This window comes from Weissella sagaensis (assembly GCF_010306265.1).
GTDB lineage: Bacteria > Bacillota > Bacilli > Lactobacillales > Lactobacillaceae > Weissella > Weissella sagaensis.
Window position 1 is genome coordinate 1 of record NZ_BLKA01000012.1, and the last position, 22,451, is coordinate 22,451.

Below are 22,451 nucleotides of genomic sequence, written 5' to 3' on the forward strand. Positions count from 1 at the left end.
TTGAAGAGAGAGTTTGCCTTTCAAACAACTTTTTCCAATTTTGAGGACTTGGTAATCCGAACCTCAAATTACATCAGTTGGTTTAATTCCGACAGAATTAGAACGAGTGTTTAGAAAAAGATGTGCCATTTATTGACATAGGAGCAATACAATATTCTGAAATCAGGTTTGATGGATTTATTTGGGAATCTACTATGGCACTTTTAAATGGAACAACGCTATATATATTCCCAGACAAGGATAAATATAGTCCGAAAATTGTAGCTAAGTATATTGAACAGAATAGAATAACATGTGCTGCTTTCCCTGTAGCCATTGTTTCATTGTATAATCCGCAAGACTTACGATTGTTGGTAGTATCTGGTTCTGCAATGCCAGCAAGTGTACTGGGCAATACATCAAGTATAGATATTGCTGTAAATTCGTATGGACCATCTGAGTGTACAGTTGCAGCAACTGGATGGGATTTTACGAATGCTTCTGAGAATAAAATTTCTATTGGGAAATCAATTCTGAATACTAAAACTATTATTTTGACAGAAAATAACAATATGTGTGCGCCATTCGAGAGTGGTCAGCTAGTTATTACAGGTGAAAATGTGAGCCGGGGATATGTAGATGGTCATATTAGAGGATTTAAAAAAATTAGTGCGGATGGTTCAGATATTCCAGCATTTTTCACTGGTGATATTGGTTATTATGAGTGTGACGGAAATATCATTCTAGAAGGTAGAAAAGATTCACAAGTGAAGGTAAATGGGCATCGGATTGAATTAATGGAGATACAAAATTTTACTCAATCACTCACTGGTATTTCAAATTTTTCTGTCATTTTAGATGACCATTCAAAAATCGTCATGGCATATTCAAGTGATATGGGAATTAGCGACGAGGAAATTAAAGACACCCTTAGAAAAAGGTTAGAAGAGTATAAAATTCCAAACTTTATTCTTAAAATGAAAAATGTGCCGTTAAATAGTTCTGGTAAAGTTGATCGTGATAGCATTCTAAAAGCTTTAGCTGAGAATAAAAATCTGGCAAATATAGATGTTACCCTTGATGATAACCATATAGTATTTATTGAATCAATGAAGGAATTATTAAAAGTGTCCCAAATTGATCCACGATTATCGTTCATAGATAATGGTGGAACGTCTATTGATGCAATCAGATTAAAGAGTCTACTGAAAAAGGAAACATTAGCTGTAAAGATTGCTGATTTACTTGGTAATACAACCCTAATCGATGTCCAGATTAAGAAAATATTGAAAATTAAAAAGCAGAGTTTGGGTTGTGAAAAAGTAATTAACAATACAGAAGTCATGGAACAATTCTTTTCTGGAAGATTTTCTCCACATGCTTACTTTAACCAAGTTCAATTAATAATCTTGAAAAACGTTTCGTATAATCAGGTCAAGAAAGCGATTAAAAAAGTATATGAAAAACATGATGTCTTGCACGCAAAAATTGATAAAGACACTCTAAGGGTTACCGATAACGAAATTGTAAATCTTGAAATTATGCATGTAGAGACGGAAAACGTGAATCTTAAAGAAGTCTATTTGAATCATATACGAGATAATCAAGGTACAGATGATCTAAAATTTCAGATTTTAATTGTTGATGATCTTACTGGGGAGAGTAAGCTTCTTTGGAGCGTTAGTCATTTATTGGTAGATATGAGTTCTTGGGATGTGATGTTAAGAGAATTGGATGGGGCATTGTCTGATCAAGCTATTGAAAGTAGTCATCAATTTGGGACATGGTCTGCTACCCGTGTGAATACTAATGGCGTAATAAAAAACGGTATATTTAATCAAGGTAATGAGTATACAAAAACTAGTTTTTCCATCCCAAAACAACTAAGAATGTCGAATTAGACTCAGTTTACGATAGAATCACAAAAGCATTAACTTTAGTATTCGGTGCTGAATTTGTTAAAAATCGAATCTTTGTAGAGAAAAATATGAGGAATGACGATTACCTTGAGTTGTACGATACAGTCGGTTGGTTTACACGCGAAGTACCAGTGCAAACTGAACAGGAAGAAAAAGTTGATTTGCATGGAAATCGCATAATTGTGAACTACTTAGGCGCTTACGAAAATAGAAAAATGGAATATTCGAATTTCGAAGTAATACAAAATCAATTTCAAGACGAAATGCAGTACCTAATCAATGAATTGATTGTAATCAATTGTGTTTTAAGTAATCATGAATTCAAATTCAACATTGATTTTGATGAAGACGTTATATCTAAAAATAACTTAACGGACTTTAAGTCACAATTAATAGCAGCTTTTTAATTAAATATTGTTAAAGTGTGGGGACATCAATACTAATAGTATTGATTAAATGGAAGTTTCTTGTCCTTTTACATTTATAGGTACTTTACACAAGAGTTGAACCTAGAAAGGAAAGGTGTTAAATTTATGAAAACATTTTGCTTGCCATATGTTGGGGGGGTTCTGATGTGTACGATTTTTTAACAAAGTATAACAATGTTAAAAATGAGTTTATCGCTTTATCATACCCTGGGCATGGAAATAGATTAGGTGAGATGGCACAAGATGACATGAAAGGGCTAGTAGCGTCCTTATATGAGGAGAAAAGGCAAGTAGTTAGCCAACAAGAGCATATTTGTTTGTTAAGGATAAGTATGGGGACAATGATAGCGTATGAACTATATTTGAAACTTCGAGAAGAATATTCTATTAAAAGTTTAGTATTGTTGAGCTCAGGATTTATAGGAGATCAACAGTTTGGAGATTCAAGATTAGCAAAATTACCAAAAGAAAGATTTATGAATAAAATTTACCTTATGGGGAATTTACCTGCTGTGGTTATGGATGATAAAGACTTATTTGAATTTTTTTATAATGTTATTCATAGGGACTATAAGATGATTGATGAATATTATCCAGACCAGCCACTTCCAAGCATTGATGTCCCAGTGCTTTTAGGTCGATGTACAAAAGATGATAGCGTACCGAAAAGCAGTTTTGAAAAATGGTCATCTATCATAATGGCAGATAGTCTAATAAAAGAGTATGAAGGCGATCATTTTTTCATATACGATTCGGATAATTCGTTCATCAACGATTTGAATGATTTTTTGGAGAAAGAGGGATATTAGATGACTGAAAAAAAATCGCGACAACAATTATATATTGCATCTGTAGCATTGTTAATAGCAAACTTAGGTAGCAGTATTTTTTCGTTTGCTATGGGGCTGTTTCTATTACGACAATATTCATCGGCAAGTGTTTTTGGAATTTCTCAGGCTATTGGGCCGGTTGTTAGTTTGGCACTTGCACCAGTATTAAGGCTGTTTATTGATAAGGCAAACAAAAAAAGGATAATATCATTATCTCAGATACTAAGTATGATAGGGCTTATAACTTTTGCAATCTTGTTGCTCAAATTTGACAATGAGGTTTTATTGTTAGTTATGTTCATTTTAGTAATATTGAGGATATCGGATCAAATATTTGATGTAGCATATATGGCATCTGCTACATTGATAGTGGATAGTGCAGATATTCAAAAACTAAAGAGTTACGAACAGATGGTCTCTTCATTTTCAAGCATTATTGGTCCAATTATTGCAGCAGCATGGTTTTCAATTTTTGATATGCACTTTGGAGTTTTTATCATTGCTGAGTTAGTTTGTGAGACTCTTGCTTTATTATTGATGTGGGTAATCAAATATAAAGATAGTATGAAACTGGCAAGAGCAGTAACTGAGAAAAATGAATTAACATATATTTTTAAAGATAAATTGCTCGTATTTGCAATCTGGTTTGGTTGCGCTATTAATTTTTTCTATACTATCTTTAGTATTGGGCTACCATATATACAAATTCATGTTCTAAGTTTACCTAACCGAGTATATGCTTTGTCAGAAGCTGCAGTGTCAATTGGAATGCTGGTAACCAGTTACCTGTTATCAAAACGTTCTGAGTTTAAGCACCCATTATATATATCATGGAAAATGACATCTATTTTTAGTATCTTATTTTTAATAATGGGGCTATTTCTCTTTTCGAGTGTTCATTCAAAATTGATTTTTTCAATTTTTATTATCATTTTTAACTTTGTAACGGGAAGTTTAATCGCACTTCTAAATACACCGACCCTAGTGTGGTTAACAACACATGTCCCAGAAAACATGCAAGGTCGAGTATTCAATATTTCACGAACATGTGTCCAAGTCTTGATGCCAATTGGAATAATTATTGCCAGCTTCTCATTTGATACTCTTTCTGCCGGAACTGTTTTCATTATTTCCGGTATACTCTTCTTTGTTTTAGTTGTTTTATATCCAAAGATGTTTAGATTAAACCTAAGACAAAGCTAACTTTGTCACTACAATTTATGGTCGTACTATATCGAAACAAAATCGATACTAGTGAAAAATCGTGAAATCGACTAAAGAGTTTGTTAATCTGATAGTTTTGTCATACTCGCAAGCTTTTTTAGTTAGTAGGTTCATAAAATTAGCGTTTATATGTTTGCGATTGGATAGTTATAGACGTATTCTAAAAAAATAATTCAATGAGTTCCCATAGTTATATGCAGTACGGCCAATTTGTTTAATGCGCCGATTAATTCTCCAATTTTTTGGGTTTAGTGCATAAAAGGATTGCTCAATTTTTTAATTAGATTGAAATTAATTACATATGGTTAATGTTAATAATTTATACGATGGAGGCAACAAAAATGTATGATCAAGAAGAAATACAAGCATAATTAAATCTGGCAGCTAGTTTTTTTGCCAAAGATTATCAAGAACGCAGTATGGTAAAATGGTAAGGATTTTTTCTGAGGGATCATACAGAGAATGTGGCTAAATACTCGCAACAACGGCAAAGAAATAGTCAACGACAAGACCATGTAGAAATGTCAGAAAAAAATATTAGTCAACACTTACTGAAAGCTTTTGATCAATAATTTTCAGTGACGACTCAATTAAAAAATCATGATAATACGAGAACAGTTAGTCCTTTATATCGTGATAAAGTGTTGGGTTATCAGGAAAATAATATAATACTATCAAACAATGTCAATCCTTTTCTGTTAGCTGATATTTTGTATATTGAATAAAAAAGGGCATGCTAATTTGTGCTACATAAATTTATAAATCAAATTATTTGAAAAATTCATCAAAATTTTATAGAGTTATATTTGTGGGAGTTACTAAGATTTAGTAATTTACACCAGTATTTTTACTACATGATTATTCTTGAAGATTTAAGAATAAAAAAGTCGACATTTGTCGGCTTTTTTTATTGATTTAGTACCATTTAAATGCTGAGAAACGCATTCTATGGCCTTTTTTTTAATAACGTGGCCAATTCAATTATGCAAGAATCAAACAATTGTGCCACATTCATCTAAAGAAAATTAGAAAGTTTTTGTTATTTGGGTAAATAGCTGACCTGTTAAGGAGACAAACGGATGAAATCTTATAAACGCTTAAGTCGCTCTGAACGTTATTACATTTATGTTTGGTATTATGAACAAAAGATTAGTTTACGCCAAATTGCTTTACGTTTGCATCGAACGCCCAAAACAATTTATGATGAAGTGCATCACAATCGGCGGCGACCTGATGTTTCATTAGATAAAATTCCGTATGATCCGGAATATGCAGATTGGTTAGCTGCCCAGAACCGCATTAATCGCAATTATGGCAAACTCCACACATCAAAAGGGGCTTTGAAACGGGTTCAAAAAGCCGTTGAAGAAAAACACTGGACTATTCCCATGATTGCACACAGTATGAAAAATGTGCCCTCAGCAACCACTTTATATCGTTATTTAAAAAAAAGAGTACCGGCGCTTTTGAATTATAAAAAACACAAGTACCATCTGCGGCCTGTTTCGATGCGCGAAGCGATGCGTTCACATCATGAGAGTGATTTCATGCAAGCCCATAGTATTGACCAACGTCCTAAGGCGATTAACCAACGGCGTAATTTTGGTCACTGGGAAATGGATTGCATTGATTCACCCCAAGGGGTGAAAGCCAGTTTATTAGTATTTTATGAACGTAAAAGTCGCTATGTGGAGCTAATGAAATTGGACAGTAAACGGGTGAGTGCCATGCATGATGCCATTGAACAATTTTTAACCCGGCATCCAAATCAAGTGCAGTCAGTCACTACGGACCGTGGTCATGAATTTACCAATCTTGATGTCATGATGCTATTTGATAAATGGCAAGTGGGTGTTTATTTTACCCATGCGTATAGTCCTGCCGAAAAAGGGGGGATTGAACGCATTAATCGTGACATTCGGCGTTTCTTTCCCAAAGGGCAAAGTCTGACTAAAACCACGTTAGTGGCACTAAGAGCGGTGCAAGACATTATTAACCATTATCCAAAAGCTGTCTTAAAGTGGCAAACACCGCAACAATGTTATGGTCAATTTTTGCAAAGTCAACGGGCACGTCAGAAGAAACGCCAACATCGGTCACAATTAGCTTAATTAAAATTCTAATTTTTACTATTTGAACTTGTATTTTATAGTAATCAATACAAGTCGTTTTAGTGTGTGAGTAAATAATTATATTTTAAAAATTATTGTGACAACCACAACATGGGCAGACAACCAGAGCAAGCAAACCAAAAAAAGATACAAAAATGTAATAAAGCGGGTAAAGGTTGCTGGCAAGGCATGCACGGCTAGTCGTTAAAATTTTTTTTGGAAAATTGATAGCTAATAACTTGACAATTCCCCACATTTTTTAGTTTACATAATACCGAATCTCTAATTTAAGAACCTTATCATAACAATCTTTCGAACATTTCATAGGGGTTGACAAGATACTTGCATATTAATTATTCAAGCGTATAATTATAGAAGCTGGAAAAGTTCATTTTGATTGAAATGGAGGTGAGATGTTTATGGCTAAAATTCCTCAGCAAATTGTAGAAGAAGTACGTGAACGTGTCAACATTGTTGATGTTGTTTCACCATATGTACAGTTAAAGAAACAAGGACGCAATTTGTTTGGTAAGTGTCCTTTTCATGAGGAACGTACACCTTCATTTTCTGTTAATGAAGAAAAACAGATTTTTCACTGCTTTTCTTGTGGACGAGGAGGAAATGCGTTTAGCTTTTTGATGGAAGTTGAAAACATGTCATTTCCACAAGCAGTGCTAAAACTTGCACCACAAGCGGGTGTAGATATAGATGATTCGTATTTGGATAATCAAGCTAATGTGCAGGTTGATTCAGAAACAAAAGCTTTACGTGATTTGTACGCTGAAGCGACTAAGTTATACCACCATTTACTGGTTAATACAGACTCTGGTGAACAGGCTTTAACGTACTTAACTGCACGTGGACTAGATGAATCAACAATTGATGCATTTATGCTGGGGTATGCCCCTGAAGGAAATATTTTATACGAATATTTTCAAACACAGAAAGTTGACTATCAATTATTACGTAAGTCGGAATTATTTGTTGAGTGGTCTGATGGTAGTTTACATGATCGTTTCACTAATCGTGTATTATTCACAATTAGGGATAGTAGCGGCCACCCGATTGCATTTTCAGGACGTAAGTTAACGAATGATGATGATATTCCAAAGTATGTTAATTCTCCAGAAAGTCCATTATTTAATAAATCAGCTGAACTTTTTAATTTAGATTTAGCAAAGGATACTATTAAAAAGCAAAAAACGGTTATTTTATTTGAAGGCTTTATGGATGTGATAGCAGCATTTCAATCAGGGATTGTAAATGGTGTTGCATCAATGGGAACATCACTGACGATAGAACAAGTACAACAACTATCGCGATTGGCTGATAAGATTAGTATTACGTATGATTCGGACATGGCTGGTCAAAAGGCGACAAAGCGTGCTTTGGATTTAATTGCGCAACATAGTCGTTTATCAGCACAAGTTATTCATATACCTGATAATCAAGATCCAGATGAGTATCTACGTGCAAATGATGCTGATGCATTTAAGCAAGTATTGACACATAATATAGAAGATCCGGTTACATTTAATCTGCGTTATCTACAAATTGATCGTAACTTAAATAATCAAACGGAATTTTTTGCTTATATTAGTGATGCACTTGCCGTAATTGCAACCGTTGAAGAGCCAGTCATTAGAGAACGCTTTTTGCGACAAGTCGCAAATGAATTTGATTTAAGTTATGAAGCATTACAAGATCAAATTCGACCGCTATTATTACAACGGCAAGCACGCCAACCATCAAACCAGCAGCGTGACCAGCAACAAAAAGAGGTAACATCTAGTTCACAGGTATATAATAATACCAGTAACGTAACTGTGAAACGCAATGTATCACGAATTGAGAAAGCAGAGCAAATTTTATTTGCATGGATGTTACATGATAATGATGTTTGGTTACAAGTCACAAATTACGTTGGTTTTTCGTTTCAGGATGTCTCTTATGAAACATTATTTATGATTGCTATGGCATATCGTGAAGAGCATCAGCAAGAACCAATCAATGATATGGCTGCATTTATGGACTATGTACAAAAGCCAGAGTTAACACGTATTTTAGCTTCATTGGCAGAAGTAGACCCACAGTTATTTACTGATCGTGAACAAGTATTAGCATATATTAATGTGATTAATAATGAAGCTCCGCTAGAGGAAAAAATTCGACAATTATCTCGTAATATTAAAGAAGCTAATCAACTGCAAGATCAGGCACGTGTCGCACAATTAAGTGTTGCATATTTAGCGGCATTAAAAGAAAAACAAAATAAAAATACAAAACACTAAGGAGTCTATGATGGTTGCAAAGAAAACACAAGATAAAACGACCTTTAATAAGGCCGACTTTGATAAAGCTGTTAAAGGAATTATTAAAGAATTTAAAAAAGATAAGCAAATCAAGGAAACTGATTTGCAAAAGGCCGTTGTAAAGCCAATGAGTTTAAATGCTGATCAGATTGATGATTTGTATGACAAAATTGAATCAGCTGGTATTTCTATTGTTGATGAACAAGGTGAGCCAACTGCACGTGCTTTGGAAAACAAGAAAACAAAATTATCAGAAAAGGAACTTAAACAAGCTGCCGATGCACCAACTGGTATGAAAATCAATGATCCTGTCCGGATGTATTTGAAGGAAATCGGTCGTGTTTCATTGCTAACTGGGCCGGAAGAAGTTTCTCTAGCTGAGAGAATCGAAGCTGGTGATGAAACTGCTAAGCAAGAATTAGCTGAAGCCAATCTACGTTTGGTAGTTTCTATTGCTAAGCGTTATGTTGGTCGTGGTATGCAGTTCCTTGATTTAATTCAAGAAGGAAATATGGGCTTGATGAAAGCTGTTGAAAAATTTGATTACCGTAAAGGATTTAAGTTTTCAACATATGCAACGTGGTGGATTCGTCAAGCAATTACTCGTGCAATTGCTGACCAAGCCCGTACTATTCGAATTCCCGTACACATGGTTGAGACAATCAATAAGTTAATCCGTATTCAACGTAATTTGTTACAGGATTTGGGTCGTGAACCAACACCAGAAGAGATTGGTGCTGAAATGGATGTCCCAACGGATAAAGTTCGTGATATTTTAAAGATTGCACAAGAACCTGTATCTTTGGAAACACCAATTGGTGAAGAGGATGATTCACATTTGGGTGACTTTATTGAAGATAATGAAGCCATATCACCAGCCGATTCGGCTGCGTACCAAATGCTAAAAGAACAATTAGAGTCAGTATTAGATACGCTAACTGACCGTGAAGAAAATGTTTTACGTTTACGTTTCGGACTTGAAGATGGTCGTACCCGAACACTAGAAGAAGTTGGGAAAGTGTTTGGCGTTACACGTGAGCGAATTCGACAAATTGAAGCAAAAGCGTTGCGTAAGTTGCGCCATCCATCACGTTCAAAACAATTACGTGATTTCTTGGATTAAGCAATAAGTAGCGACAATAATAGAGTGGTTTGACTATATTACATAGTTAAAACCACTTTTTTTAAATAAAAGGTCATTATTACTTGTAAAAAAGGAGGTGTATCTATGGATGAACACCAATCAAAATTAGCAAATTTTAGTTTTCCATTGCTGGCATCAAATTTTGCTTCAGTTTTTGGGGATGGCGTATATCGTTTTGGATTGAACTGGTTTTTAGTTGCAAGCTATGGTAATGCGCAAATTTTAGGTTTATTAACTGGATTTGGATTTGTTGTGTATGTTTTAAATGATATTTTTGTTGGTTCAATTCTTGATCGATTTAATCGTAAGATTGTTTTATTGTGTGCAGATACATTAGGTGCGATAGGGGCATTAAGTTTATCCTTTTTTATAGATCCCACCAAACCACAAATCTGGATTTTATTTGTGCTAACATTTATATTAAATATTGATGTGTCATACTCGTACCCTGCAACGCGTGCAATTCTACCTAATGTTATTAACAAACGCTCTTTAGCTAGTTTTAATGCCTGGGCAAGTGCTGCTTTTTCAACAGGACAAGCATTGGGACCACTTGTTGGTGGGTTATTATTACATTTGGAATGGATTAATCTAAAAACATTTTTACAAATATTAGGGTTAATGTTACTTGTAACGGTGTTATTTAATTTAGCAATTAAGTATCGACCTGAACCAAAAGATAAAACGAGCGAATCAGAACCATTTTTGAAAAGCTTGGTAGACGGATTTCGATATGTACAACAATCACCTAAATTATTTGAATCAATGTTATTAACAATTTGGACAAACTTTTTCTTTGAAGGCTTTATTTTAGCAATGCCGTACCTTATTCAGCATAATTATCATGGGTCAGCCACTAGCTATTCAACAGCGCTAACATTGGCAGCTGTTGCAGGTGTCTTAGTTAGTGTGTTGTTGGCTAAGTTTCCTACTTTTAATACCATTAATTCGATGTACCGTGATTTTTACTTACTAGGTGCAGCGTTTATTTTAACAACATTTATTCAACGGCTTTGGGTATTTATTATTTTAGTTATTTTATATGGATTCGCAAGATCTGCCTTTGTTATTAAAATTAATACTGTCCGTCAACAAGCTAGTTCACCAGCATATCTCGGCCGTGTATTTGGTATTTCATTTTTTGCGACTGATTTATTTGCACCGCTTATTACAATTTCGCTAGGGTATGGTGTTTCAATTATGGGGGCTTGGACACTCTTTGTATTAGGTACTTTGTTGTTGGGTGGTATGATGACAATTAAAGTTTTGAGTAAACGTCATGAAAAAAAGTTAGCGGAATAAGGCTTACTAATAAATGAATAATCATTTATTTTTGGAAAATGTATATTTTTATATTCATAATAACCCGCAAATTCGTGAATTTTCGTGGTAAACTAATAGTTAATATGTGATACGGGAGTTTATTTATGACAAAAGTTTTAGTCGTTGATGATGAACCATCATTACAAACCTTACTAACGTATAACTTAAAAAAAGCTGGTTTTGAAGTCATTGCAGCTTTAGATGGCAAACGAGCATTAGAAATTATTCGAGAGGGCGACATTGATGTTGTACTATTAGACGTTATGTTGCCGGAAGTAAGTGGTGTCGATGTAACACGTGAACTACGTGCTGAAAAAAACCAGATTCCAATTATTATGATTACGGCATTAGACGATGAAATAGACAAAGTAGTTGGTTTAGAAATTGGTGCTGACGATTATGTTACAAAACCTTTTAGTCCACGTGAAGTCATTGCACGTGTGCACGCTGTTTTACGCCGCTTTAGTCAAAAGAAAGAACCAGTATTAGAAAACAATGTTAAACAAATTCAATCATTTGGTAATTTAACAATTGATTTTGATAAAATGGTTGTACAGTTTGATGGTGAAATTGTTAAATTAACACCAAAAGAATACGAATTATTAGCTTATATGGCTGAACGAGAAGGTCGTGTTTTAAGTCGTGAAACGATTTTAGATGGTGTTTGGGGATATGAATTTTCGGGACCAGATACTCGGATGGTAGACATGCATTTATCACATTTACGCGATAAAATCGAATTAGACCCAAAGCATCCAGTATATTTAAAAACAGTACGTGGCTTTGGTTATCGTTTTGATCGTTCTCATGATGAATAAACATGAAAGGATTAAAATATGAATATTGATGAATTAATTGAATCAGCAAAACGATTTGTGCTTTTTTGGTTTGTCTACGCTGCTATCATTTGGCTTATTTTATGGTTGACATCGATGACAGGCGATCAGAATGTCACTTTAAAATGGCATGTCTTAATCTTATTATCAATGATTTTGTCTGGTGCAACAACATTGGCACTCGAAATTCAACGACAACGCCGTGATGCACATTTAGCCTTGTTTATTGAAAAATTACAAGATTTAGAGACAACGCATACGCACACAGCACACGTTTTAATGCATCCTGATGACTCATTGGCGCCTCTTGCTACGGCTATTAATAATGTCCAACATCTTAATAGCCAACGTATTAAAATTATGCAAGAACAAAGTAGTACGATGGAAACTTTGATGGAAAACATGCCAATGGGGGTTTTACAGATTACGCCGGAACGCAAGATTATTCAGGCAAATGAGCAATCACGTAAGTTGTTAGGTGTTTCAAGTGACTTAGTAAATACACATTACGATAATGTTATTAAATATCATCGATTAATGGAATTATTTGAACAAGCATTGAAACAAAAGAAAAAAATTCGTGAACTTGTGAAACTTGAAAATAAAATGGTGGATGTTTCTATTGTTTATTATCAAACTAGAAAACGTCATTATGAGTTGTTAGTTCTTTTATATGATATGACAGAAGTTATTCAAATGAAAGATATGCAAACAGCCTTTGTTGCAAATGCTTCACATGAATTGCGAACACCATTAACAGCGATTGCCGGTTTTACAGAAACTCTGTTGAGTGGTGCGCAAAATGATCCTGCTGACAGGCAGGAATTTTTAGAAATTATTCAATCTGAAACAAATCGATTATTAGATTTAACCGATGATATTTTAACGTTGGCTAAGGTTCCTGAGCAATCACATTCATTACAAGAGTTTAATATGTTTGAAATGGTTACTAAGATTTTTAATGCCAAAAAGCATAAGGATAAATTGAATTTGTCACTAAAAAATGACGTTAGTGAAACATTAATGATTAAACAAGATAAACGCGTTTTCGAACAAATTTTGACTAATCTAATTGGTAATGCCATGAAGTATAATCGACAAGATGGTACCGTCAAAGTTTCTGCTATGGTGACGGCCAATGAATTAGCATTTGCAGTTAAAGATACAGGCTTGGGCATTCCAAGTGATGAACAAGATCGCGTTTTTGAGCGTTTTTATCGCATTGATAAGTCACGCACAAAATCAATACCAGGAACTGGTTTGGGATTAGCAATTGTTAATGACTTAGTGGAACAAGCGCAAGGTCAAATTCAATTAGAAAGTCAAGTTGGTGTTGGGTCAACTATTACAGTTACCTTGCCATTGCAATAATTAAATAAGAAAGAGGCTAAGTATGTCTATATCACGTCCAATGGTAATTGGTGTTACGGGAGGCTCTGGGTCCGGTAAAACAACTGTTAGCCAAGATATTATTAAACGTTTAGCAGGGGAATCAGTTGTGATGATTCCACAAGATGCTTATTATCACGATCAAAGTGACAAAAACATGGATGAACGGCGTATGACTAATTACGATCATCCAGATTCGTTGGATAATGAATTGTTAATTTCACAATTAAAACAATTATTAGAACGCAAAACAATTGAGCAACCTGTATATGATTATACAAATCACACACGATCAACTAAAAAAGTAACAATTCAACCTGCTGATGTGATTATTTTAGAAGGTGTTTTGTTGTTTACAGAAGCAAAATTACGTGATTTGTTAGACATTAAAATTTACGTTGATACTGATGATGATTTACGTTTCATTCGTCGGATGCAACGTGATATTGTTGAACGTGGTCGAACTGTAGATTCTGTGGTTAACCAATATTTGGAAACCGTTAAACCAATGTACCACCAGTTTGTGGAACCAACAAAACGGTATGCTGATATTATTTTACCAGAAGGTGGCGCAAATACAGTTGGCATTGGGATGTTGGAAGCACAAATTCGAGATATTTTAAATAAAAACAAGGCATAATTGTTAGAAAGTGTGAATTAAGTGGAAGAGAAAATTTGGAATCGTATTGTTAAATACACTGAGTTACAAGGAACATCTGGCCAAGAACATCAAATTAGACAAGCGTTCAGAGAAGATCTTTCACCGCTAGTAGATGAAGTTGTTCAAAATGGACTGGGTGGTTTGTACGGTATCAAACATAATCAAGACGCACACGCACCACGCATTATGTTTGGTGCTCATATGGATGAAGTGGGCTTTGTGGTTACACAAATTACAAGTCGTGGTATGTTAGTGGTTGCACCAGTTGGTGGATGGAATCCCTATACGGTATCAGCTGAACGGTTTACATTATTCACGCGTAATAACCAGTATCCTGTTGTTTCTTCTTCAGTTTCACCGCATTTGTTGCGTCAAGGAAACGTTAGTGGAGCACCGCAGATTCAAGATATCTTATTTGATGGTGGTTTTTCATCCAAGGATGAAGCAGAGTCATTTAATGTACGACCTGGTGATTTCATTGTGCCAAAGGTTTCAACAACCATGTTGGCAACTGGTAAACGAGTGGCATCTAAAAGTTGGGACAATCGCTTTGGATTAGTTACTATTTTAAATGCTTTAGAAAATTTGCAAAATGAAACATTGCCTAATACGCTAATTATGGGTGCAAATACGCAGGAAGAAGTTGGTTTACGAGGTGTTGGACCTGCTGTAAATCAATTGAAACCAGATATTTTCTTTGCACTTGATTCTTCTGCTGCAGATGATACGATTTCAGCTCAAGGTCAAGGTCAGATGGATCAAGGTGCATTACTACGTGTATTTGATCCAGGTGTTATTATGCCATTGCGTTTGAAGGAATTTGTTTTAGATACTGCTTTTGATGCCCATATTCCATTGCAATACTTTGTCGCTAAGGGAGGCACAGATGCTCATGGGGCGCAGTCCCAAAATAACGGGATTCCTTCAGTTGCGTTAGGTGTTGCTTCACGCTATATTCATACTCATCAAACAGTTTGGTCGATTGCTGATTTTCAAGCAGCCCAAGCATTAGTTGAAACATTAGCCCAAAAATTAGATGCAAGTACCGTAAATGATATTATTTATGGTGATTAAAATAATTAATTAAAAAAGGAGAATTGACAGCATGCTAATTGCTAGCTATAATCCCGCTGGAATGGGTGATAATTTAATTGTCTTAACCCAACAAGGAACAGAATATACTTTTTCACGACAAGGAAACGTTGTCCAATTTACTAACACAAATGACGAGGTTATTGGCTATAATTTTATCAATATTAGCCAATCATTGGATCTAACCCATGCTAATGGGCAAGTTTTTCTTTCTGAAGACCAAGTAACGATTTTAAATAATTTGATTACAGCAGCTGGTTTTACATCAACATTGACTGTTGATGATAAACCTAAATTTGTTGTTGGTTATGTAGAATCTGTAGAACCACATCCTGATTCTGATCACTTACAAGTAACAACAACTGTTGTCGATAATGATGAACGTGTACAAATTGTGTCAGGTTCACCTAATATGAAACAAGGAATTAAGGTCGTTGTTGCTAAAGTTGGTGCAATGATGCCATCAGGTTTAATTATTTGGCCAGGCGCATTACGTGGCGTTAAGTCAAATGGTATGATTAGCTCTGGTCGTGAGTTAAAATTGCCTAATGCACCCCAAGTACCAGGTGCGTTAATTTTACCTGAAGACTTTGCCCCAGTGGGTACACCATTTGATGCAAAATCACCTGCAGCGCAAGCATTATTTGAATAAGGGTGGTGTAGAATGCCTATGCAACGCCCAATTGTTTTTTATGAAAATTTAATGCACACTTATTATAATCAGGTTGCAGAATTGTTGGCTGCCAAAACAACATACATTCTGCTTTCTTCTGATCAAGATAATGAAATTGATAGTCTTGATGTTGTTGATAAAAAGTCGCAAGCACGGCCAATAGCAGCTGAAATTATCCAGCCAAATGTCAAAAAAGTAGTACCTAAAAAGTCTACGAAACGTGAAAAAGCACCTAAAAAAGTTAAACAACCTAAAGCGATAAAAACAGGTTTAGGATTAAGTTTAGATGATATTCTCTCAGAAGAGGATAGTGTTGCTGCACGTGATCATAATCAATACTTTAATGATTAATAATATAAAAAACATTTGTCTATATAATGAAGACAAGTGTTTTTTTTGGTAAGATGGAAATAACAAAATTTGATAAACGCAATTTACGTTAGAATGGATAAGAAAAATGGACAAGACTTCTCATTATTATTTTATTGGTATCAAGGGTTCAGGAATGAGTGCATTAGCACTAATTTTGCATGACCAAGGTTATGAGGTATCAGGGTCAGATATTGATGAATATACATTTACACAAAAGCCATTAGAGGCAGCAGGTATCCCCATATATTCATTTGATGCAACAAATATTAAACCTGGCATGACAGTTATTCGTGGTAATTCATTTGAAGATGATCAAGTTGAAGTGGCGGCAGCATTAGCAATTGCCGACCAATTAACTATTTTGACATATCCAGATATGGTGCAACAATTAGTTAATCAATATACATCAATTGGTGTGGCTGGTGCCCATGGTAAGACATCAACAACTGGTTTGTTGTCCCATGTTTTATCAGGTATCGCACCAACATCATATCTAATTGGAGACGGTACCGGTAAAGGTGTTCCAAATGCACGTTTCTTTATCTTTGAAGCTGATGAATACCGTCGTCATTTCCAAGATTACACGCCTGATTATGCCATCATGACAAATATTGATTTTGATCATCCAGATTACTATACGGGTATTGATGATGTTCGAAGTGCCTTTGAAGATTTTGGTAATCATGTCAAAAAAGGCATTTTTGCATGGGGTGATGACGAACAATTACGTAAAATTAAGGTTTCTGTCCCAGTGTATTATTATGGTACAAATCCAAAAACTGATGATTTTTACGCAGATAATATTAAACGATCAACTAAAGGGTCAAGTTTTGATGCCTACTATCATGATGAATTTCTAGGTAATTTCAAAGTACCTTTGTTTGGTCAACATGGCGTTTTGAATACATTAGCCGTTGTTGCTGTATCGTACTTTGAAGAAATTGAAACATCATTAATTCAAGAAGAGTTATTAACTTTTCAAGGTGTTAAACGTCGTTTTACCGAAAAACATATCGGTCCAGTAACAATTATTGATGATTATGCACATCATCCATCAGAGATTATGGCAACAATTGATGCAGCACGCCAAAAGTATCCTGATCGTAAACTAACAGCTGTTTTCCAACCACATACATTCTCTCGAACAATTGCTTATCAAGATGATTTTGCAAAGGCTTTGAATTTAGCTGATAATGTATTTTTAACGGAAATTTTTGCTTCAGCTCGTGAAAAAGCAGGTCAAATTTGTTCAGCAGACTTAGGTAAGAAAATTGCTAAATTTGCAGGAATTGTGTCACCAGCCGAAGTATCACCATTATTAGCAGATGAAGATGGTGTCTTTATTTTCATGGGAGCTGGTGACTTACAAATGACTGAATTTGCATTTGAAAAGTTATTAGCTAATACACAAACTAGCTTACAATAACGATTTATACGAATACGTATTTCTGTTATACTGGTATTTATATACTTTTGGTAAAATTCACCAAACCGTTGTCATATATCACAACGTAGGAGGTAATGATATGGATAATTTTGAACAACAAGAACCACGATTAGTTAATCCTGATGCTAGTGGACTAAATAACTTTTTTAAAAAAGTTTATTTGTACATGGCATTAGCACTAATGGTTACTGCTGGTACAGCATATATTGGTGCGACCGTCTTTGCGGCACCAATTGTTCGTATCTTTAGTAGTCCAATCTCATCATTAATTATTTTTGGTATTATGATGGGCTTTGTTTGGCTATTTTCAAGCCGTGTGTATAGAAATCCAGCTCAAGCATTTGGTATGTTAATGGGTTTTGCGGTATTAAACGGCTTTACATTTACTGTTATTGGTTTAACTGTTAACTTTGGATTGATTGCTTTGGCCTTTCTAACAACATCATTCTTGTTTGTTGGTATGGCTGCATATGGGTATTTCACGAAAAAGTCATTGGCATCACTATCATCAATTTTGTTTGGGTCATTGATTGCTTTGATTATTGGTGGTATTATCAACCTATTTTTCTTTAATAGTGTTGTATACTTTTTCTTATCAGTCGTTGGTGTTTTAGTTTTTGCAGTTATGACAGCTTATGATATGAATCGTTTAAAGGCATTATATTTAGAAAATGGTGAAAAATCAGCACAAATGACTCAAAGTATAGCTGTATCTGGCGCTTTGAACTTATATATGGATTTCATTAATTTGTTTATCTATATCTTACAGTTGTTTACATCATTTAGTTCACGTGACTAAATACAAGGCTTAATTGAATATTTGAAAAAAGCAACCAAATCTGCAAAGAATTTGGTTGCTTTTTGTGTATATCCTATAGCTCTTCATTTGTTAACGGATTTTGTTCTGAAACGCGCGCATCCGCCTTGTCTAAAGCACAGATTTCATTGACTTCTTCATCAGTCAATGAAAAGTCGAAGATATCCAAGTTTTGTGCTTGACGCTTAGCATTGTGTGATAACGGCAATGGTAAGACACCTAATTGATGTTCCCAACGTAAAATAATTTGGCCACTATTTTTGTGATATTTATCAGCCAAATTTTTAATTAGTGGTAATTCACGAATTGGCTGGCTTAATTCTAAATCATGACCACCGAGCGGACTCCAAGCTTCCGTGATAATGCCATGTTCACGATCATATTGTCGTAATTCAGGCTGACTAAACAATGGATGTAATTCAATTTGATTGATTTCTGGTAATTCACCAGTTTCAGCTTGTAGTTTGTCCAAATGTTCAGGTAAAAAGTTTGATACACCGACAGAGCGTACAAGGCCAAAGCGTTTAGCATCAAGCAGTGCTTGCCATGCTTCAACGTATTCACCACGCATAGGGTTTGGCCAGTGAATTAAGTATAGGTCATAGTAGTCAAGACCAGCTCGATAGAGTGATTCTTGAATGGCTGTAATCGCGTTCTTATATTTGTGATGACGTCCAGGTAGCTTAGAAGATATTAATAATTCTTCACGTGGTAAGCTAGAACGCTTAATTGCTTGACCAACAGTACCTTCGTTTTCATAATTATAGGCTGTGTCTATCAAGCGATAGCCATTATTAATGGCAGCATCAAGTGTTGTCAGACCACTAGCGCCTTTTACGTCACCGGTACCAAAACCGATTGCGGGCAACTCTAGTCCATTTCGTAATGTTATACTAGGTATTTGCATAAAAACCTACCTTTCATGATTAGTACATTTATTTTTACCGCGTTTTTGCTGTGTATAAAACTGATAATCGCAACGTTGAAAACGCTTTCTTTTTTCAATGCTAATAAAAAATTGAGAAGAAGTCAATTTTTACGAGCAAAGTAATAATCATTTTGAGTTAATGTTTTTATAGTTAAATGTTGTTATCAATATTTGAACTCTGCTAAACTGATAGATAGAGAAAACGCGGGGACATCCCCAGAAATGAGATGAACATGGCAAAACCAACTTTACTTTTAATTGATGGTAACTCATTAGCTTTTCGGGCATTTTACGCCTTAATTAATCAAGTCGACCGATTTGTTAATCATGAAGGTCTACATACAAATGCTTTGGTTGGTTTTAATAACCTAATCGATGGTATCGTTGATCCTTTTCAACCAGACTTGGCTTTAGTAGCCTGGGATGCTGGTAAGACAACTTTTAGAACTGGTAAATTTGATAATTATAAAGGTAATCGTGATAAAACGCCACTAGAATTAGTTGAACAATTTGAACCATTACGAGAAATGGTCACACTACATGGAATAAAATCATATGAATTAGCGGATTATGAAGCAGACGATATTATTGGTACCATGGCGAAAAAAGGTGAACAAGCTGGCTATGCCGTCACAATCGTTACGGGTGATCGAGATATGACCCAACTAGTATCAGATGATGTAACCGTCTGGGTGACAAAAAAAGGTATATCTGAAATTGATCATTACACACCTGCATTAGTAGCGGAAACTTATGACGGCCTGCAACCGAAGCATATTGTTGAAATTAAAGGGCTACAAGGGGACACAAGTGATAATTACCCTGGGGTAGCTGGAATAGGGCCTAAAACAGCTCTAAAGTTGATTAAACAATATAATTCAATTCCAGAGATGTATGAACACATCGATGAGATGAAGACTTCAAAACAAAAAGAAAAGCTGATTAATGGTAAAGAAGATGCATTAATGTCTCGTGATTTAGCACGAATTCGAACAGATGCACCGGTAACCATTAGCTTAGAGGATTTGGCATACAAGGGACCAGATTACGAAAATATCATTCCTTTTTACCAACATCTTGATTTTAAAGCACAGCTAGTGAAGTTAGCTAATCAAGGCTACACCATTCCAACAAATAATCATTCTGAGGCGGGCACTTTTAATTTCAGCAATACCACGCTTAATATGACTAAATTAACGAGTGCGAATATGGATCATGTTAGTCAATTGACCGACACTGTTGATTTTTATCTTGAATTAGATGACGCTAATTACCACACTGCTAATCCGGTTGGTTTTGTGATAGGTAATCAAAATAAAGGATACTTTGCAAGTCGCGATATTGAATTATTAGTACAGGATTCACCAATTAAAGCTATTTTAGAAAGCACAAACGTTGCTAAAAATGTTTTTAATGCTAAGGAATTATCTGTTAGTTTACATCGTTTAGGTATTAAATTAACCAATGTACGGTTTGATTTGTTGTTGGTATCGTACTTATTAGATACTAATGACAATAATGATGACTTAGGGGCATTAGCACATGATAATGATTACTATGCTGTTCAAACCGATGAAGAGGTTTATGGTAAGGGAGCTAAGTTTGCTATTCCAGAAGTTGATGCCGATTTATTTGAACATCTAGGACGTAAAGCAATGGCAATTGGCTTATTAGCAGAACCGTTGCTTAAAAAATTAACCGAACATGAACAACTTGACTTGTATCGTAATATTGAATTGCCATTAACGCAAATTTTAGCCCAAATGGAAGCTACGGGTATTACCGTTGATGCACAACAATTATTGCAGATGGATAGCAAGTTAACAGAACGTTTGAGTGAATTAGAACAAACCATTTATCAGCAGGCCGGGCATGAGTTTAATATCCAATCACCTAAACAATTAGGGGTTATTTTATTTGAGGAAATGGGCTATACGCCACTAAAGAAAACTAAGACGGGTTATTCAACAAGTGTTGAAGTCTTAGAAAAAATGGGTGATGTGCCAATAGTAGCTTCAATTCTGGCTTATCGTCAAATTGCTAAAATTAAGTCAACTTACGTGGAAGGCCTCTTACGGGTTATTCATGGATCTGATTCAAAAGTGCACACCCGTTACTTACAGACCTTAACTCAAACAGGTCGTTTATCGTCAGTTGATCCCAACTTGCAAAATATTCCAGTTCGTATTGATGAAGGTCGTCAAATTCGTAAAGCTTTTGTGCCAAGTGAACCTGATTGGCAAATTCTAAGCGCAGATTATTCACAGATTGAATTACGCGTATTAGCGCATATTACGGGGGATGCTAATTTACGAGCAGCCTTTATTAATGGTGAAGATATTCATGCGGCTACGGCTCGCCGTATTTTTGATGTCAGTGCCGATGAACCAGTTGATGGCAATATTCGTCGTCAAGCGAAGGCGGTGAACTTTGGGATTGTTTACGGTATTTCTGACTTTGGCCTATCTAAGAATATAGGGGTTTCGCGCCAACAAGCTAAAGCCATTATTGAAACGTACTTTGAACAATATCCTGATGTTAAAAATTGGTCAGAATCAATTATTGCATCAGCACGTGAAAATGGCTATGTTGAAACGATTGCACATCGTAGACGCTATTTACCTGATATCAACGCAAAACGCTTTAATGCGCGTTCTTTTGCAGAACGCACTGCTATGAATTCTCCTATTCAAGGCTCAGCTGCAGATATTATTAAAATTGCGATGATTAACGTGCAATCAGCAATTGAAAAAGCAGGTCTAAAAGCACGCATGCTATTGCAGGTACATGACGAATTAATATTTGAAGCACCTGCCGATGAAATGGCAGCATTAGAACAATTAGTTTCAAAGACTATGGATAGTGCTGTACAATTAGCAGTACCGTTATTAGTATCAACACATATTGGCGCATCATGGTATGATGCAAAATAATATGAAAGTATGCAACTAGATTTAATATAAAAG

The 22,451-nt window shown here is 35.2% G+C and carries 19 protein-coding genes; 18 read left to right on the forward strand and 1 reads right to left on the reverse strand.

Going from position 1 to position 22,451, the window contains the following annotated elements; genetic code table 11:
* The 17 genes from G7Y65_RS08790 to G7Y65_RS08870 form a co-directional block, all read left to right on the forward strand.
* The coding region (locus tag G7Y65_RS08790; RefSeq protein ID WP_153109727.1) for an IS3 family transposase at positions 1-114 on the forward strand (114 nt) is incomplete at its 5' end.
* 8 nt (positions 115-122) lie between these two features.
* A complete protein-coding gene (locus tag G7Y65_RS08795; protein ID WP_275668999.1) occupies positions 123-1,880 on the forward strand; it encodes an AMP-binding protein in 1,758 nt (585 codons plus the stop codon).
* Positions 1,881-1,966: 86 nt separating this feature from the next.
* Positions 1,967-2,305 (forward strand): hypothetical protein, encoded by a 339-nt coding sequence (locus tag G7Y65_RS08800; protein ID WP_165314821.1) that lies wholly within the window; start codon positions 1,967-1,969, stop codon positions 2,303-2,305.
* A 167-nt stretch (positions 2,306-2,472) separates the two neighbouring features.
* Positions 2,473-3,135, forward strand: a complete 663-nt coding sequence (locus G7Y65_RS08805) for a thioesterase II family protein (protein ID WP_165206969.1) — start codon at positions 2,473-2,475, stop codon at positions 3,133-3,135.
* Positions 3,136-4,359 carry an MFS transporter gene (locus tag G7Y65_RS08810; RefSeq protein ID WP_141926802.1) on the forward strand — a complete coding sequence of 408 codons (1,224 nt, stop codon included), beginning with the start codon at positions 3,136-3,138 and terminating at the stop codon, positions 4,357-4,359.
* Between the two features lie 1,100 nt (positions 4,360-5,459).
* Positions 5,460-6,491 (forward strand): IS30 family transposase, encoded by a 1,032-nt coding sequence (locus G7Y65_RS08815; protein WP_141926801.1) that lies wholly within the window; start codon positions 5,460-5,462, stop codon positions 6,489-6,491.
* A 419-nt stretch (positions 6,492-6,910) separates the two neighbouring features.
* On the forward strand, positions 6,911-8,782 hold the full coding sequence (dnaG, locus tag G7Y65_RS08820) for a DNA primase (RefSeq protein ID WP_042494211.1): 1,872 nt from the start codon (positions 6,911-6,913) through the stop codon (positions 8,780-8,782).
* Between the two features lie 10 nt (positions 8,783-8,792).
* Positions 8,793-9,926 (forward strand): RNA polymerase sigma factor RpoD, encoded by a 1,134-nt coding sequence (gene rpoD, locus G7Y65_RS08825; protein WP_042494209.1) that lies wholly within the window; start codon positions 8,793-8,795, stop codon positions 9,924-9,926.
* Between the two features lie 105 nt (positions 9,927-10,031).
* Positions 10,032-11,249, forward strand: coding sequence for an MFS transporter (locus G7Y65_RS08830; RefSeq protein ID WP_042494206.1), 1,218 nt, complete (start codon positions 10,032-10,034; stop codon positions 11,247-11,249).
* 125 nt (positions 11,250-11,374) lie between these two features.
* Positions 11,375-12,088 (forward strand): response regulator transcription factor, encoded by a 714-nt coding sequence (locus G7Y65_RS08835; protein ID WP_042494203.1) that lies wholly within the window; start codon positions 11,375-11,377, stop codon positions 12,086-12,088.
* An 18-nt stretch (positions 12,089-12,106) separates the two neighbouring features.
* The gene (locus G7Y65_RS08840) at positions 12,107-13,477 is read left to right on the forward strand and encodes a sensor histidine kinase (RefSeq protein ID WP_042494199.1); all 1,371 of its coding nucleotides are present in this window, start codon (positions 12,107-12,109) and stop codon (positions 13,475-13,477) included.
* Between the two features lie 22 nt (positions 13,478-13,499).
* Positions 13,500-14,135, forward strand: a complete 636-nt coding sequence (gene udk, locus G7Y65_RS08845) for a uridine kinase (protein ID WP_042494195.1) — start codon at positions 13,500-13,502, stop codon at positions 14,133-14,135.
* A 21-nt stretch (positions 14,136-14,156) separates the two neighbouring features.
* Complete coding sequence (gene pepA / locus G7Y65_RS08850; RefSeq protein ID WP_137600855.1) at positions 14,157-15,230, forward strand: glutamyl aminopeptidase; 1,074 nt, start codon at positions 14,157-14,159, stop codon at positions 15,228-15,230.
* 31 nt (positions 15,231-15,261) lie between these two features.
* Entirely contained in the window at positions 15,262-15,900 is a 639-nt protein-coding gene (gene ytpR / locus G7Y65_RS08855) for a YtpR family tRNA-binding protein (RefSeq protein ID WP_042494190.1), read from the forward strand.
* A gap of 12 nt (positions 15,901-15,912) precedes the next feature.
* Positions 15,913-16,272: a hypothetical protein gene (locus G7Y65_RS08860; protein WP_042494187.1), complete on the forward strand. Its 360-nt coding sequence runs from the start codon at positions 15,913-15,915 to the stop codon at positions 16,270-16,272.
* A gap of 106 nt (positions 16,273-16,378) precedes the next feature.
* Entirely contained in the window at positions 16,379-17,719 is a 1,341-nt protein-coding gene (gene murC, locus G7Y65_RS08865) for a UDP-N-acetylmuramate--L-alanine ligase (RefSeq protein WP_042494184.1), read from the forward strand.
* A gap of 100 nt (positions 17,720-17,819) precedes the next feature.
* The gene (locus G7Y65_RS08870; RefSeq protein WP_042494182.1) at positions 17,820-18,539 is read left to right on the forward strand and encodes a Bax inhibitor-1/YccA family protein; all 720 of its coding nucleotides are present in this window, start codon (positions 17,820-17,822) and stop codon (positions 18,537-18,539) included.
* 73 nt (positions 18,540-18,612) lie between these two features.
* Here G7Y65_RS08870 and G7Y65_RS08875 read toward each other — a convergent pair whose 3' ends face one another.
* Entirely contained in the window at positions 18,613-19,464 is an 852-nt protein-coding gene (locus tag G7Y65_RS08875; RefSeq protein WP_042494179.1) for an aldo/keto reductase, read from the reverse strand.
* Positions 19,465-19,718: 254 nt separating this feature from the next.
* Here G7Y65_RS08875 and polA point away from each other — a divergent pair, with 254 nt between their 5' ends.
* A complete protein-coding gene (gene polA, locus G7Y65_RS08880) occupies positions 19,719-22,418 on the forward strand; it encodes a DNA polymerase I (RefSeq protein WP_165314822.1) in 2,700 nt (899 codons plus the stop codon).
* Positions 22,419-22,451 lie beyond the last annotated feature (33 nt).

Coding starts and splice junctions, on each gene's coding strand:
- G7Y65_RS08800 (WP_165314821.1), top strand. CDS start 1,967: ATGAGGAATGACGATTACCTTGAGTTGTACGATACAGTCGGTTGGTTT.
- G7Y65_RS08810 (WP_141926802.1), top strand. CDS start 3,136: ATGACTGAAAAAAAATCGCGACAACAATTATATATTGCATCTGTAGCA.
- G7Y65_RS08815 (WP_141926801.1), top strand. CDS start 5,460: ATGAAATCTTATAAACGCTTAAGTCGCTCTGAACGTTATTACATTTAT.
- dnaG (WP_042494211.1), top strand. CDS start 6,911: ATGGCTAAAATTCCTCAGCAAATTGTAGAAGAAGTACGTGAACGTGTC.
- rpoD (WP_042494209.1), top strand. CDS start 8,793: ATGGTTGCAAAGAAAACACAAGATAAAACGACCTTTAATAAGGCCGAC.
- G7Y65_RS08830 (WP_042494206.1), top strand. CDS start 10,032: ATGGATGAACACCAATCAAAATTAGCAAATTTTAGTTTTCCATTGCTG.
- G7Y65_RS08835 (WP_042494203.1), top strand. CDS start 11,375: ATGACAAAAGTTTTAGTCGTTGATGATGAACCATCATTACAAACCTTA.
- G7Y65_RS08840 (WP_042494199.1), top strand. CDS start 12,107: ATGAATATTGATGAATTAATTGAATCAGCAAAACGATTTGTGCTTTTT.
- udk (WP_042494195.1), top strand. CDS start 13,500: ATGTCTATATCACGTCCAATGGTAATTGGTGTTACGGGAGGCTCTGGG.
- ytpR (WP_042494190.1), top strand. CDS start 15,262: ATGCTAATTGCTAGCTATAATCCCGCTGGAATGGGTGATAATTTAATT.
- G7Y65_RS08860 (WP_042494187.1), top strand. CDS start 15,913: ATGCCTATGCAACGCCCAATTGTTTTTTATGAAAATTTAATGCACACT.
- murC (WP_042494184.1), top strand. CDS start 16,379: ATGGACAAGACTTCTCATTATTATTTTATTGGTATCAAGGGTTCAGGA.
- G7Y65_RS08870 (WP_042494182.1), top strand. CDS start 17,820: ATGGATAATTTTGAACAACAAGAACCACGATTAGTTAATCCTGATGCT.
- G7Y65_RS08875 (WP_042494179.1), bottom strand. CDS start 19,464: ATGCAAATACCTAGTATAACATTACGAAATGGACTAGAGTTGCCCGCA.
- polA (WP_165314822.1), top strand. CDS start 19,719: ATGGCAAAACCAACTTTACTTTTAATTGATGGTAACTCATTAGCTTTT.